The organism is Nocardia sp. NPDC059228 (assembly GCF_042754245.1).
Classification (GTDB): Bacteria; Actinomycetota; Actinomycetes; order Mycobacteriales; family Mycobacteriaceae; genus Nocardia.
In genome coordinates, this window is the sequence record NZ_JBHZAL010000070.1 from 1 (window position 1) to 14,025 (window position 14,025).

Annotated in this window: 19 protein-coding genes; all 19 read right to left on the bottom strand. The window is 42.3% G+C overall.

Annotated elements, in window-relative coordinates:
• Positions 1 to 224: 224 nt before the first annotated feature.
• Positions 225 to 1,001: a glucosaminidase domain-containing protein gene (locus ACFXKA_RS41785; RefSeq protein WP_376642730.1), complete on the bottom strand. Its 777-nt coding sequence runs from the start codon at positions 999 to 1,001 to the stop codon at positions 225 to 227.
• Positions 1,002 to 1,006: 5 nt separating this feature from the next.
• Positions 1,007 to 1,225: a hypothetical protein gene (locus ACFXKA_RS41790; RefSeq protein WP_376642732.1), complete on the bottom strand. Its 219-nt coding sequence runs from the start codon at positions 1,223 to 1,225 to the stop codon at positions 1,007 to 1,009.
• 13 nt (positions 1,226 to 1,238) lie between these two features.
• On the bottom strand, positions 1,239 to 2,345 hold the full coding sequence (locus ACFXKA_RS41795; RefSeq protein WP_376642734.1) for a hypothetical protein: 1,107 nt from the start codon (positions 2,343 to 2,345) through the stop codon (positions 1,239 to 1,241).
• Positions 2,346 to 3,131: a hypothetical protein gene (locus ACFXKA_RS41800; protein ID WP_376642735.1), complete on the bottom strand. Its 786-nt coding sequence runs from the start codon at positions 3,129 to 3,131 to the stop codon at positions 2,346 to 2,348.
• Positions 3,100 to 3,924, bottom strand: a complete 825-nt coding sequence (locus ACFXKA_RS41805; RefSeq protein WP_376642737.1) for a glycoside hydrolase family 73 protein — start codon at positions 3,922 to 3,924, stop codon at positions 3,100 to 3,102. Before ACFXKA_RS41805 ends, ACFXKA_RS41800 begins: the two co-directional genes overlap by 32 nt.
• An 8-nt stretch (positions 3,925 to 3,932) precedes the next feature.
• Positions 3,933 to 4,694 carry a LysM peptidoglycan-binding domain-containing protein gene (locus ACFXKA_RS41810; protein ID WP_376642739.1) on the bottom strand — a complete coding sequence of 254 codons (762 nt, stop codon included), beginning with the start codon at positions 4,692 to 4,694 and terminating at the stop codon, positions 3,933 to 3,935.
• Entirely contained in the window at positions 4,681 to 4,977 is a 297-nt protein-coding gene (locus ACFXKA_RS41815) for a hypothetical protein (protein WP_063336321.1), read from the bottom strand. The genes ACFXKA_RS41810 and ACFXKA_RS41815 overlap by 14 nt, the downstream gene beginning before the upstream one ends.
• A 340-nt stretch (positions 4,978 to 5,317) precedes the next feature.
• Positions 5,318 to 5,662 carry a hypothetical protein gene (locus tag ACFXKA_RS41820; protein WP_376642741.1) on the bottom strand — a complete coding sequence of 115 codons (345 nt, stop codon included), beginning with the start codon at positions 5,660 to 5,662 and terminating at the stop codon, positions 5,318 to 5,320.
• Between the two features lie 247 nt (positions 5,663 to 5,909).
• Complete coding sequence (locus ACFXKA_RS41825; protein WP_080467411.1) at positions 5,910 to 6,158, bottom strand: hypothetical protein; 249 nt, start codon at positions 6,156 to 6,158, stop codon at positions 5,910 to 5,912.
• 59 nt (positions 6,159 to 6,217) lie between these two features.
• Complete coding sequence (locus ACFXKA_RS41830) at positions 6,218 to 7,276, bottom strand: hypothetical protein (RefSeq protein ID WP_376642743.1); 1,059 nt, start codon at positions 7,274 to 7,276, stop codon at positions 6,218 to 6,220.
• Positions 7,277 to 7,591: 315 nt separating this feature from the next.
• Positions 7,592 to 8,233 carry a hypothetical protein gene (locus ACFXKA_RS41835; protein WP_376642745.1) on the bottom strand — a complete coding sequence of 214 codons (642 nt, stop codon included), beginning with the start codon at positions 8,231 to 8,233 and terminating at the stop codon, positions 7,592 to 7,594.
• On the bottom strand, positions 8,211 to 8,459 hold the full coding sequence (locus ACFXKA_RS41840; protein ID WP_376642747.1) for a hypothetical protein: 249 nt from the start codon (positions 8,457 to 8,459) through the stop codon (positions 8,211 to 8,213). Before ACFXKA_RS41840 ends, ACFXKA_RS41835 begins: the two co-directional genes overlap by 23 nt.
• A 50-nt stretch (positions 8,460 to 8,509) precedes the next feature.
• Positions 8,510 to 9,064 (bottom strand): hypothetical protein, encoded by a 555-nt coding sequence (locus tag ACFXKA_RS41845; protein ID WP_376642749.1) that lies wholly within the window; start codon positions 9,062 to 9,064, stop codon positions 8,510 to 8,512.
• Positions 9,052 to 9,366 carry a hypothetical protein gene (locus ACFXKA_RS41850; protein WP_377998110.1) on the bottom strand — a complete coding sequence of 105 codons (315 nt, stop codon included), beginning with the start codon at positions 9,364 to 9,366 and terminating at the stop codon, positions 9,052 to 9,054. Before ACFXKA_RS41850 ends, ACFXKA_RS41845 begins: the two co-directional genes overlap by 13 nt.
• Before the next feature lie 102 nt (positions 9,367 to 9,468).
• Positions 9,469 to 11,583 carry a DNA polymerase gene (locus ACFXKA_RS41855; RefSeq protein WP_376959264.1) on the bottom strand — a complete coding sequence of 705 codons (2,115 nt, stop codon included), beginning with the start codon at positions 11,581 to 11,583 and terminating at the stop codon, positions 9,469 to 9,471.
• Positions 11,584 to 12,387, bottom strand: a complete 804-nt coding sequence (locus tag ACFXKA_RS41860; protein ID WP_376912104.1) for a hypothetical protein — start codon at positions 12,385 to 12,387, stop codon at positions 11,584 to 11,586. It abuts the gene before it with no gap.
• Positions 12,388 to 12,440: 53 nt separating this feature from the next.
• Positions 12,441 to 12,677, bottom strand: a complete 237-nt coding sequence (locus ACFXKA_RS41865; RefSeq protein WP_376912105.1) for a hypothetical protein — start codon at positions 12,675 to 12,677, stop codon at positions 12,441 to 12,443.
• Between the two features lie 67 nt (positions 12,678 to 12,744).
• Positions 12,745 to 13,212, bottom strand: a complete 468-nt coding sequence (locus ACFXKA_RS41870; protein ID WP_326194938.1) for a hypothetical protein — start codon at positions 13,210 to 13,212, stop codon at positions 12,745 to 12,747.
• A gap of 20 nt (positions 13,213 to 13,232) precedes the next feature.
• Entirely contained in the window at positions 13,233 to 13,400 is a 168-nt protein-coding gene (locus ACFXKA_RS41875; RefSeq protein ID WP_326194937.1) for a helix-turn-helix domain-containing protein, read from the bottom strand.
• Positions 13,401 to 14,025 lie beyond the last annotated feature (625 nt).

Genomic DNA, 14,025 nt, shown 5'->3' on the forward strand with positions numbered 1-14,025 from the left:
GAGAGGTACGATTCTTGCCGCTAAATTCACTGATTTTCCTTGACAATCCCACATTTCTGTGCTAATTAACATGAACCACGGGAACTGTCAATAATAAAAAATCCCGCCGGATATTTTTCCAGCGGGTTGTGTCTCGGGCGTGACTCTATTGTTACAGATAGAATAGAAGTCTTCCGCGGCTCCTATTCTACTTAATTTTAACAAATGTTAGTATATATTGTAAATTATTTCACCCTTAACCGTTGACCGACATAAATCTTATTCGCATCCGGGATACGATTAACTGTGGTCAATGTCTTAACGGACACACCGAATTTCTTACCAATTTTCGTCAGGTTGTCGCCCGCCTTTACGGTGTAGAATGTACCGCCGGATGGTGCGGCTCCTGATACCTTCAGGACTTGACCAACACGAATCATATTAACATCTTTAATACCGTTCACTTTCGCCAACTCCTTCACTGACGTATTATATTTCTTTGCAATTGCTGTCAATGTGTCACCCGCCTTAACGGTATATGTCGAGCCGGACGACTTGGCAGGTTTCGCCTTCACTGCGGCTTTGTTCCCGACCTTATCGTATTTCGTCAGCCCGTGGGCTTCGATTGTGGCGATAAGCTTCTTCGCATAGTTCGGGTCTGTCGCATATCCACCCTTTTGGATGGCGGCACAAGCTTGTACATAGTTCGTTTCCCCGACAACAGCCTTATAACGGTCAAGACGGTTATAGAGGTTCACAAGGTCTATGATAGAATCGCGAACAGACTTATACGCCCGGAACCCTGCTTTGATTGTTTTATCGACCCCGTTTAAAACCTCCCACGTGCCCATATGAACGGTTCCAGCGTTCCCGATACCTTTTATACCAAACAGGTTATTTGCACGCGTAGCAAGCCCGGATTTGCCCCAATTTGACTCATGTATGGCTTGTGCTGTGATAACTGAAGGTAAAACTCGACTTACACCGTATAATTTTTGTGCTTCACTTGCAACATTCTCCATGAAACTCATTCTTTTACACTCTCCCTCATTTGTTGTCTCATTTCATTTATTTGTTCGTCTGAAGCGGATTCAATCCATAGTTTTCTATCCTTCTGAAATTGCGCCCGCCAATATCCCGGCGGCTGTACGGTTGTCGCATTATCCGGTACGGAATCAGCCGGAACAATTTCAGGATAGTCGAAGATGAAATCCGAATCATATACGAATACTTGTATCATTTCCATTGCTCCAACCCTCCTAGTAAGGCACTGCCGCGTCTAATGACCAACTGGACACGGCGGACTGATTGTTTCCTGAAAAGCCGACAAACGCCAGTTTACCGTCAGTGTTGATATAAAATTTTGTGAAGCCTGTCGTTCCGTATGCTGTTGCCATGACCGCCTTTTTGTCTGACGGTGAATATGACGCGGGCAATTGTGCAAAGTCAACGCCGAGGTCACACGCCACGTCACCTTTTAGCATGAGGATGTTTCCCCAGCGGGTATACTGCGGTGTTCTTCCTGACGCCTTTGCTCCATTCAATAACGGAAGGTTATACCATGTGAGCGCCATAAAATCATTTTGTGTAAACAGCTGTCGCCAACCCCTGAATACATTGTCAGTGTGTATAACACCAATCCATGACGTATTATCATAGGAACGTGTCAGAACCAATTTCCGCAGACCGTTTGGCGCTGGTAGAATGTCGAGATAGTACCAAGAAGCGTCACCCGGTAACGGTAGTTGATTCCATCCTGTCCCATAATAAAAACCGGGTGGTGCGGTGAATATGCTGTCAGCTGAAGCCAACCGTTTCCGCATTCCTTCAGCATCCGTTAATGCATATTTCTGTGAGAAGTTTTGAACCCCGATAACATCCTGAAGCGATAGATTCGTTGTCTGTAAATCCTTTTGCAGCTGTGTCGCATCCGTAGCAGCTTGATTCCATTTCAAACGTTCAGAATCCGAGACGTGAGGTTTAGCATTTGCGATATGGTTCTTCAGGTTTGTTTCTGATGTCGTCACCCTGTCACTCATACCGTCCCACTTGGTACGGTCTTCAGACGATACGTGTTTGGTCGTGTCCTTTACATGAGCGTCCAAGACTCGGCCGAATGAATCAACGTCAGCCTTCATACTTTGAATTTGTTGGTCAGTTGCACCAGTTGACCCACCGTCCGCGGTATCCTCTAACGCTTGGACTTTTTGCTGAAGCGTCAGAATATCGTTCTTTATCTCATCTGACACGTCCATATGGTCAACGGTGTCCTGAAGCTTTGCCATCTTGTCTTTTAAATCTGAAATACTTGTTTTGACGCCTGTATCATCATAGGGCGGCGTCCGCCTTGACCCGAGTTCAATCAATTAGGACACCTCCACGATTGTGACGACTGTCTCAGTATCAGCGACTAGGTACACGTCAGGGCTTTGGCTATGAACCTTAAATGTTAGCGGGCTGTCGTTAGACGTGAGCGGCGCACCTGTAGTCGTCTCGACACCCTGCTTACCCCAATAAATGACACCCGAGTTAGGCGGGTAGATCGTCAACTCTCGGCGGTTTGTCAGTTTGCTAGAACCTGACTTTGCCATTACAGGCGTGACGCCTACACTCACCCCACCAACCCTAAAGTCATTCATTCCGGCTTCCCGAGTTGGTACAGGTTGTGTCGCCGGGATAGAAGACCCGCCGAGTGTGACAGGCTTATCTATCTCAACACTCCCAATATGCTTGTCGCCTGCCGCAAGCGGCGGTAACGCTGATATATCTACGGTTCCTGTCATCTGCCCAAGCTGAACGGTGTCAATGGACTGTGGTATAGATGACGCTGTAAATTTCTCAATCCAAGATTCGACCCGGACTTTTTCGGGCTGCACGATCGCGGCGTCAAGGTAGATTGTGTGATAGCCGAGCGGTCGCGCCAAAAGCTTTGTTGACCCCGGCGCTACGGCTAAAAGATAATTGTTAGGCGACACGCTCGGGCGCTCGTGTACGTACACGATCTGACTTGTGTTATTTGTTATGGCTGAATGGTTCGGCTTTGTGTCGTCAAAATAAACCGTTGTAATGTCGCCCGGTAGCATGGTGACGGTCTGTTCACGCCATGTACTCTTTTTATGGTCATCCCCCGGCTGTTTGACTAGTTCCGGCATTCTTGTTCACTCCTTTTGCTATTGTAGCGGCTTTCTTGATGTGGTTTGACGCGCTGCGTCCTTTCTTAATGGCTTTGGCTCCCTTAGAAACAGATTTGACAGCACGACCACCCGGAACAAAATCCATTGCGGTGGATGCTGTACCTTTCGCAACGTCTCCGACTGCTGGGAAGGCTTTCATAAAGAACACGATTGCAATGATAGCAAGCCCGAGAATAAGAGACCATCTGAACACGCCGAACATGATATTTGATAAATATGATTTGTCGTCAGTGCCTGAAGATGAAGAATCCCCACCTGTCGCCCCGGCTCCTGACGTTCCTTTGAATGTAATGTCCTTATCATCGTACTGGTGAAGGTTGTTACTGCTGATAATGCCGAGAAGCTTATTTACATAGTTAGGGTCTGTTGCATACCCTCCAGCTTTGATTCCCTTCGCATAGTCCTCAACGCTTTTTGCGTTCTTCAGCTTTGACGCATAACGCGGCTTGGATAATAGTTCCGCGTGGGCGCGTATGGAATCTTGATAGCTGTTGTACTTTGCAAAGCCATCCTTCACGTGATAGGTCTTACCGTTATATACTTCGGTCGTACCCATCGTGGCACTTCCTGCTGTACCTCTTCCCTTTATTCCAAATAGGTTCTTAGAGTAGTAGGCAAGCCCGGACAATCCGCCCGGGTTTGAACCGCCTGATTCTAACATGATTTGACCCAGTATGATGGATGCAGGGATGCCAGTTTCTTTCTGTATGGCTTGCGCGTCTTTGATAAACGGCTTTATATTTACGCCCATACTTCCACCTACTTTGTCAGGATTTTGATTTTCTGACCCGGTTTAATTTTGTTCGGGTCTTTGAGTTTGTTAAACTTGGCTGTTTCCATATACGCGGCTTTTGTACCACCCTTACCATATTTCTGCGTCAATTCTGACAACGTGTCACCTTTTTTCACCGTCACCGTTTTGTATTTTGGTGTAGACGGTTTTTTCGCTGGCGATGGCTTTTTAGCCGGGGTTGACGGTTTTTTAGCAGGTGTTGTCGTTTTGGCAGGTGTTGACGGTTTCGCGTTCTTCAGCTTTTCCAGTTCTTTATGAAGCTGGTCATTTTCTGTTTCCAAGTTGCTGTATTTCTTCGCTTGATCGGCAAGCTGTTTTGAAATGCTGTCCTTTACTTGGTCAACATACGTTTTGTTTTCCTTGCCAATATCGGTAATGGTGTCGATTACATCTGACTTAAATGATTCTTGGTTCTGCCCCAATTCATTTGCAAAGTTGTTTAAGGCTGTATCAACGCTACCTTCAATGAGAGATTGATTGTTTTGTAGCTGTGCCTGAACCAAGCTTGAATTCATAGGATTGCCATCCAAGTAATCACCCTCTAATGCTTCAGAAGTCACGTACTGTTCTTCCTCAGCAGGACGCCCACGCGTCACAAGGGAGACTAATAGAAAGACCCCAATTGCAACCGACCCGATAATGACAATATTCTTTTTGTTTAATTGGAATTTCTTTTTACCCGGGGAATGACCCCCGGATTCATGACCGACTTGTTCAAATTCCGCCATACCAATATAAGCCTCCTATCGGATCACCGAAATAATGATTCTTAGGGAAGTTTTCTTCATCTACCTGATTTCCGTTTAGATCGACTGTCGCTTTCTCAATACTCATGTTTGTTACTTTGTCGATCAATGCTTCTTTCGGAACCATCGGGTAAATGAAGTTGGCATGTGTTGGGCGTAATTCTTCAGCGTCTCCAATACCTAGCTGCGCGTCAGGTAGCTCCACTGGACGTGAAAGCTCCTGAAGCGCATGAACCCGGTTTTGAAGGTGATAGCCTTCCATCATGCCGCCTTACCTCCCTTGTAATACTTTGATGCCTGAAATTGAATTGCTCGCGATTGTGCTGATAATGGAAGTCGTAGACTTGGCATTTTTCAGGAACAGATAAATACCAATGAGAATCCCGATACCCGCAATCACGTCAAAAAACTTGTTAACCATCCACAAGACCTCCCATGATTTGTTTTACCTTGTCAACGTTCAGGACTGCCATACTTGCGAGAACAAGTACCAAGAACGTGTACGTTATTTTTTCATTTGTGAACATACCCAGCAGGATAACGAAAAAGAGAAAGGTGATAATAAACCGCATAGACTTTGTAAACTCTTGCATAGAATCACCCCTTTACTTCAAGCCAAAACCGCGTTTAAGACCGTTCCAAAACCCATCTATGAAACTGTCTTTAGCGGCTTTTTTGACTTTCTTTTTCTGCTCCGGCTTCATCTTTTGATACTTTTTATACGTGTCGTATCCTGTCGCTTTTTCAACTGCCTTTTTCGCTGTCTTTCCGGCTTCGTCGACGGTTTCTTTTGTAGATTCCCAACCATCTTTTACAACGTCCATCGGTGTAGAAATGTCAGGCGTCATTTTCTGTGCCATCTTTGACAGGTGTTTGCCGCCATAAAAGTCATCAAGAATAATCCATATGGCTGTGAGCGCCAGCGTGAAAAACAAAAGACCTTTTTCCATGTGTTATCCCTTCTTTTTGCGGCAGATAAAGAAGAACCAAAACACGATGATAATAACGGTGAGAACAAGAATTTTAGTCATTGCTTGACGCACCCCCGATTTTTGAAATAACCATTTTCAGATCGGTTAGAATTTCCCGTGTCTGTTCGTTATCCTTTGATTGTTTGAACATGAACCACGCGAGCATTACGCCCATGGCTCCGTTATTTAATAGGATTGAATAGATTTGCTCCACAAGTCACACCCCCTACACCCTTGCCGAGAATAGGAATACGACAAGGAACACAATGCCGAACCCCAGCAAGATTTGTTTTGATGTAATAGGGTCTTGCTTTACGTCATGCTCTTTTGCTGTGTCCTCATCATCGACAAGAGACATTTGATCTTCAGCTTCGGGAACTGTAGACGTTCGGGTACTCATAAACCCCATGTTTGGATATAAGTCTGCGGCATGGTAGAACATTTCACCTAGACCCATTTGTGATGGTGCGTTCATATAAATCCTCCTTCGTAGTAGTCAAATAAGAAAAGGAGGGAAAAGCCCTCCCGCGTGTATTAATGCAAGCGTGAAAGCTTTTCAGCAACGATTTTCACGCGCCCGCCTTTTTGAGTATTGAAGCGAATCCAAAACTCTGTAAGACGTTCGGTGTCAATATAGTCACGAGAGCCGCCGAGGTTTGGCAAGCCTTGGTTAGAGAAGTCAAACACATAAACCCCATCCGGTAAGACATAACCCAAGTCCGAATGATTTCGGGCTGCAAGTGCTGACGGCTTAATGCTGTAAGGGATGTCGGCTTGGTTAAATACCAATTCCAAGTTGCCCGCAAAGTCGCTGTCCTTCAGCGGGTTGCCTGACTCATCCGTAAAGTAAAACATGAGTTTACGGTAGATCGTCCCTGTCTGAAGCTTCACGATATTTTGACCGTTCCCGGTGAACTGTTCGCCTTTTTCGTTTACAAGCTTCAGGACAGAAATATCCGGCATAGCTTGTGGTACAGAAGGGACGGAGAACGTTTCAATTGTCGGCGTGATTTTCAATTGCTTCAGTGTAACGGTGTCTCCAGTAGCCAACTGATACGCGTCTTGCGCGCGTGCTGTATCAATCTGAAGGGAAACGGTTGTCTCCTCGTTTTGTAGCAAGATAAGACCGACCGGGTCACGTTGGTTTAAAGTTAATGGCAGCGCGACTTGGAATTTAATACGCGCGTCTTTACCTGACGTGCTCGCGGCTGTTTCAATGTAAGATAACGCCCGCGGACTTGATGCAGGTAATAGAACGTCTGGATTCAATCGGTTTAAGCTGTATAGGTGAAGGGCTTCGCCTGACACAACAAAAGGACGGAATCCACTGTTTAATTCCAGTGCAATATTTCTGATAATCTGGTATGGTGAAAATGGTTTAGTTGGAATTGCCGCGTTCTGCGATTTGAGAGAGACAGTCGCGTCAAATTCAACTAAAATTTGTGATAGCAGGCGTACTTTCGGTAGGTTGAATGATACCGTTTGTGCGTCCTCTGTCACTGTCTGTGTACCCATCATCTGCCATGTTTGGCGGGTAGCCTGCGAGAATAGTTGAGCCTTTGCCTGTGCTGATAGTTGCTGTTGAGTTGCCATAAATTAAAATTCCTCCTTAGACTTCTGCCGCGATTGTAGATACAACCGGGATATGATATTTTGCTGAAGCTTTCTTAATAATCCACATGAAAACCATCGTGATAAATACAGTAATGAACGTATGAACTAACCATTTAACCTTCATGCTTTTTTCCTCCTTATACTGCGTTTACTAATTGCGTCACACCGTTAACCGGATGCTTCGTGACAATAACCTTTGTTACGACAATGACCATCATTGTGAATAGCGCAATGACAATCATGTTCTTCAGCCCGACACCTGCAAATTTTCGTGTCTCCAAGTCATCACCTCCTTTAAAGCTTCAATTTTGCTAGTACCGGGTTTTGCATACCCACTTTCCAATACCAAAAATTGTGCCCGCCGGGTTGCTCCATAAATTGCGGCATCCCTGTTGCTTTCACAATCTTTTTACGGTCATCCGGGTTTTGCATGGTGAAAATGAAATAGTGTGAACTGTTGGCCATAGCAATGACCGGAATGTCTGTTGGGCGCTGGGTACAAGCCCAAACGACTGCTTCTTTCGAACGCCCGCGCGTGTATAAGGCTTTCAATTCTTTCGGGTAGTTATGGGCGCTTGGCGCGACTTCCATTAATTCGTCTATCCATAGAATCGTATTTTCACGCTTGTACACCCAGCTCATGAGCGCGTTGTAATATTCCGGCTCTAATTCTTCAGCGACCGGGCAATAGATAATTTTCGGCGTCTCGACCTCGGACACGTCTTCCAATCGGTGAACCACAGTAAAGTCCTTACCTTCCTGCAAGCCATGCCACAATTCCTGCCGTTTCTTGCGGCGCTCGTGTACTTCGCCTTTCGTATCAAGCTTTACCACATGGTCTTTCCCAGCGAGATATACCTCAGCGACAACCGATTTACCTGTACCGGTTTGACCACAGATAAAAACGTGTTCGTCATCGCCAATTGTCATTCGCATGTTTTCCACTTCCTTTCGTGCTGTAAGCTTTCACAACACGCTTCACGCCTTTACCTCTTTTCATAGCAGCCATGATGGACGGTTTCGGGATTTTGTCGTAAGGGATTTTCTCCACAACTAAAAATTCCTCGCCCTGTTCGATAATGTCCAAGTGTTCAAACCAATAACGGCTGTATTCATGCATGGGGATGTTGTAATAGAAGTCACCTTGCTTCAGCGTCACCATACCGGACATAGTCGATCATCCCCTCTAAATGGTTGAGGAATTTTAAGACATCAATATCCTCCGAAAGGGATGAGTTGATGTAAGGAGCCGCCAAATTGCTTACTAGTGGGTTCCCCAGATCGTTCAGCAGGCTTTTGATTAGTTCTTTCAGGCGCGCTTTCATTTCCTCGTTGTTCTGTTGGTTGTTTTGGTAGTTCTCGTTTTGGCAAGACATTTTTCTGTACCTCTTTCTTTTTAGGTTGTTTGGATTTCCACATAATGAATTTAGGTATAAAGATCGTAAAGCACGCAATGAGTAACGCTATATGGTCTGCATACTCACTGGCGACACCCGCCACGCCTTCAGACTTCGCCATGATGTTTGCGAGTGGCGTACATATCTGTTCGGCTTCATCGGCGGTTAATGCAAAGTCTTCCATCCCAGGTCGTGCTGCCACGATCGCGCTTGTCGTCAGTAACAGCATTTTCAGCTGGGATGAATCAACATTGCCCGCCGTCTTTTTCTTGGCTGCGCTTTTCTTTTTCGTGCCAGTACCAGGAGGGCGACCGCGTTTCTTTTTCGGCTGTTCCTCCTGGTCACTTCCCGGCACATCTACCATAACCACCCGAGGAGCGTTTTCGCTTTGCTTGGTGCTGGCTGTTCCTCTTCCTCCGGTTCCTCCACTTTTGGCGGTTCCGGTACTGGAATTTCCTGTGCTTGTCCCTGCGGCTGTTCCTTTGTTCCCATCAGGTTTTGGATGTCCTGTAGCAGATTCTTTGCCCATTTTGGCGCGTCCTCCTGTTCCTCTTTTTTCGGTGTTTCTTCAGCAGACGATTTTTCTTCTTTTTCTTCTAGTTCTTTTGGCATAGAAAATAAATCCTCCTTTTGTCCTATTTCTGTTCGATAAATTAAATAATATAGGAACATGTGTTCGATTTCAAGACAAAAAATAAAAATAAATGAATTAATTTCATATTTAATTATTTTTAGGCAAAATAAAAAGCCGGGAAAATGAATTTCCCGACTCTTTTAAAAGTCACACGACACATGCGGACGACTTGTATTTTTAATATAGTCCATATTTCTTTTCTGTCTATTCGTTAGTAAAATTCCCTTGTTTACTTCCTGCTTTAAATCAAAATCGTCAGAACCCATTTTAAGCATAGTAGCAAATTTTCGTCTTTTTAATTCGCCTTTATAAATAGAATAATAGGCTTCTTTTTTCGTTATCATTTCTCCGCGCTCCTGACGCGCCTGTAAGCTTTTTAATTTCTCTAGGATATCATAATATACCCCTCTATTTAATTTCTTGATATACGCGCCGGGAATGCCTTTAAATTTCATTGTCTCCGAACCTTTGACCAAACGATATTGTTTTACTTTGCTTTTTTCGGGATAATTAAATACATTCCGAGAAAAAGAGGATATTTCTTTTTCTATTTCTTCTGGTTTTATTTCATCAGCATATTTTTCATAATACGTTTTTGGTTGAATGAATAAACCTTCTTCAAGAATACCTTCCAGTTTCCATTTACCGTACTCTCTATCGTCAACCATGTCATCATCAAAAATAGCTTCACATGCTATTGAATCGGTATCACAATATGCCACATCGCCTTTTTCTAATTGTTTAATTAAACCTCTATATAATAAAATACGCGCGTATGACGTAACGTAGGCGGCTATATGCGGCTGAATATACGGCGCTTTGCTGGGGACGGCTGCTTCAATAAATTCTTGTCCATATACAGGGTTAAATAATTCAACATAAGGATAGCCTTTTTCTTCGCATGTCTCAATTTCTGTGACAGGTAAAATCGTTTGCCGAACCCTTTGCATACCGAATTTTCCGTACAGTGCATTTTGCATTAATTTTGCAAACGTCTTTTTTGCTCCATCACTTGTATTTTTAATCTCTTCAAAATAGGAGACAAAATCTTTAAATATATAATCGGTCTTTTCAAAATAAATACATTGATGAATTTCTTTTATTTTAGCACCCATTTCTAACGCCAATTCAATTTCTTCAAACGTCCATATCCCTGAAAGGTTACCGACCGGGAAACATAATTTTTTGTACATTCTGTGAGGTAGAGGCGGTATATGTAAAGTAGTCGGTATGTGAATATCACATTCTAAAAAACCGCCGCCCTGTCTATAGCTGTACCAATATTTAAATACGTTTCGGGCTTTGTCTCCTTTATGGTGACGCGGTTTCCCTATAGGTATTGGGTTCACTTTCATAACGTACGGATATAATGAATTTACATCATAATGAAAGCCGCCATTTAATTCACTTTGAAATACTTCTGTACGTCCACCATAATATGCCTTGCGTATAAAATCCTCTGTAAACTCGCCCCATTTGCTATAACCGTAATTCGTGGAAATAGCCTTTTCATAATCTTCAGGATAATTCATTTGATATACTTTCATTGCAAGACTTGCGGTAGTAGGACATTTTAAAAATTCATGAATCGGCAAGCCGGATATTTCAATAAGCATTGTAACAATTTCATATAATGCCACACAGTCCAACCGTAAATATTCATTTAATTCAGGTTCATACGGATCGACCTTCATAAAATAATTCCCTTGGGATTCCCGGTCATCATATTTACCCGGGTCATTTGTGGGGTTTCCGTCAGCGTCAAGCGCCCATCCCAATTTCAAAATATGGTCTTTTAAATCTATTTTTGCTTTTTCTTGCGAAATATTAAAATCCTCACATATCTTTTTTAATGAACCCATTACAAGCTTGCTGGAATCATGAAATGTAATAGGTTGCGAAATAATTTCATTTTCTTCAGTTATTTGGGATTCATTAAGACCTGTTTTAAATACCGTAACGACATTATTAATAAAAATCGAATTTTTTAAATCCGCTTCAGGTAAAATGTCCTTTGCGATTTTTGAAATGTCGAAATCTAGATTATGAATAAATACATGACAATCGTATTTTGTGGTATACTGTGAGAGAACCGTTTTCAGGTTTTTAAAAGTGTTTGTCGCACGGTATCTACTACCGTCATATAATCCGACGCGGAAGACTTCCCCAAAAAGTCCTCGCGTCTCAGTATCAAGCGTAAGTATCTTAACGGGTTTACTTGCGCTTTTTTCTTTATTCTCTTTTTCCTTACTCATTTAAAATCCACCTCTCCATCGTAAATCCTTCGCTAAACGTTTCGCCGTTTTGATATTTACTTGCGGGAGATATTTCTGAATTAAATCCCCAATAAATTGAGCCTTTTCTTCATTGTCATATAAAACCCTCATGCCTGCATTTATTGCAATTAATAAATCTTTATATCTCCTTAAATCGGCTTTTCCTTCATATAGCAAAATCCATGAATTCATATCAGCCAGTCTAAGAGAATCAAAATTTCTCATAAATGCTTTATGCTGTTTCCTTTTATTATTGGGGACAACATGCATACTTATTGTTCCTATTTCAGCGGGAAGTTTAGCACCTAAAAAACCTCTTATAGATTCGATAAGATAATCAACGCTCACATGTCTGTAAGACCGTTTTAAGTCCTCTATCACATTTGCATCCATCATTGTGTCGGTTTTTTCTTTCCAGTAAATCATTAAATAGGGTTCAGTAGCTTGTCGGGCTTTTCTTTCAGCCGCTTTTCTTTTTCTTTCTTCAGCCTTCGCCCGCTTATTTAATTCTTTGTTATACCATTCATTAAATCGTGATTCGCTCCAATACCTTTTTGCGGAATGTTCGGAGACTTTAAATCCTAACCGTTTAATTAATTCAGATCGTTCATTTGCAATTAAACTACGACTCTTTTTCTTAACAATTTTATTTACTGTGGCAGGTTTATTTTTTAATTCCTTTATAACCTTTTTGTCAGTAATTCCGACTTTTTTCAAGGCAGCTATATTTTGTTTTTTCTGCTGTTTCTTCTTCAGCCGCTTTTTCTTCCCAATCAGTGACACCCCCTTTAAACACAAAAGTCACAGGGAAACGAATTTCCCTGTCAATTTAATATTTAAATGGCTTCTGCTTTTTGTGTCGGAATATAGCGAACAGAACCGCGTGACAGTTCGTCTTGTGCTTCAGCATGAAAATAGGAGACTATTGCAAGCATTTCTGAACGAGTGAAACTAATAATCTGTTGTGTATCGTCATCAAGCTTTTGAGCGAAACAATACATATTCTCCACTCTATCCTCTTTAATCTCTGTGCGGCGTTCTCCGTTGTCGAAAATCATTACGTTTTTATCCAAGTCTAGCAACCTCCGTATATAGTAATTTAATATAAGAAAAGCCGCCCCGATCGGAGCGACTATTTAATTAGTCCACAAGCGCAAGTGTCAATGTTTTAAAGCCGCGGCGGGTTTTAACTTCTTTTGGAACAACTTTTAATGGCTCGTCCGTCCAAGGACCTTGCCCTACAATCCCAATGATACGTTGTAGGGAGCTTGCTACGCCCTGAGATACACTGTGATAGCCTTGTCCGTCTGCTGTTAAAAGAACAACGCGCATTGCCTGAATTGTCTCTTTCGTGACTTCATCCTCTAATTCAACCGCATGGGCGACCATGTCTGTAATTTCAATTACTTCTCCGATATGGTCTGATAGAGAGTGTTCAGCGTTGCTTACCGCGTTGTAAAGTTTGATGCTGCTCTTTCTGTCCGTTGCCTGGATAGTTGAAAACATTTGTTGTGTACCTTGTTCAAAAATACTTGGTGATGCTGTTGCAATGTCCTCAGTTGCCAATACGTCAGTAGTGTTTTCAGTGTTTTTAATAGTGTTTGTCATTTTAAAATTCCCCCAAAGAATTAATTTTGTTTTAAGTATTCATTGAATTTTTCAGCTGACACGCGCCATTCTCGACCGACTTTGAAACCTTTAATTTCTCCGTTGTTCAGCATTTTGCGAGCCGTTTTTTCAGATATTTTTAATATCTCGGCTACCTGTTTAACTGTTAAAACCTCTTCACTAGACAAAAAGCGTACCTCCCTCTACATATGTATCACTTCCTTTAAAGGGCTTCAGATTCCTTTATGTTCCCTTTGATGACCTTATCTTACCATCAAGGGATATATCATGTCTACCCCTTTTTACAAATTTCTTCAGAATTTTTTCAGGAAGGATTCGACATTATGCGACATATTGGTAGGAGAAGAAAATATTTCTGTACCAATAATAGAACACATGTTCCTGAATGTAAAGTCCTATTATATATGAAATAACTGGGTATCAGGGATAGAAATGTCCTATCTCTTATGTTCGCACTGAGTATAAATGTTTATAACAGGTTATTATTGACAAACTAAAATAAGTGTGTATATACTCTCTCCATTAAAGGAGATGAATAATTTATGCCAAATCTAGAAATATTAGATATTATTAATATGAAATTAGATACGAAATACAAGCATATTGAACACTTTTTAAAGGATTGGATAGATAAGAAGTACAACAATATGGATGTTTACGAAATTCTTGTATATTTAAAACACTTTAATATATCGCCTAAAGAATAGTCCTCCCTTTTCCGGGAGGATATTTTATTTATTGACAGTTCCCGTGGTTCATGTTAATTAGCACAGAAATGTGGGATTGTCACTG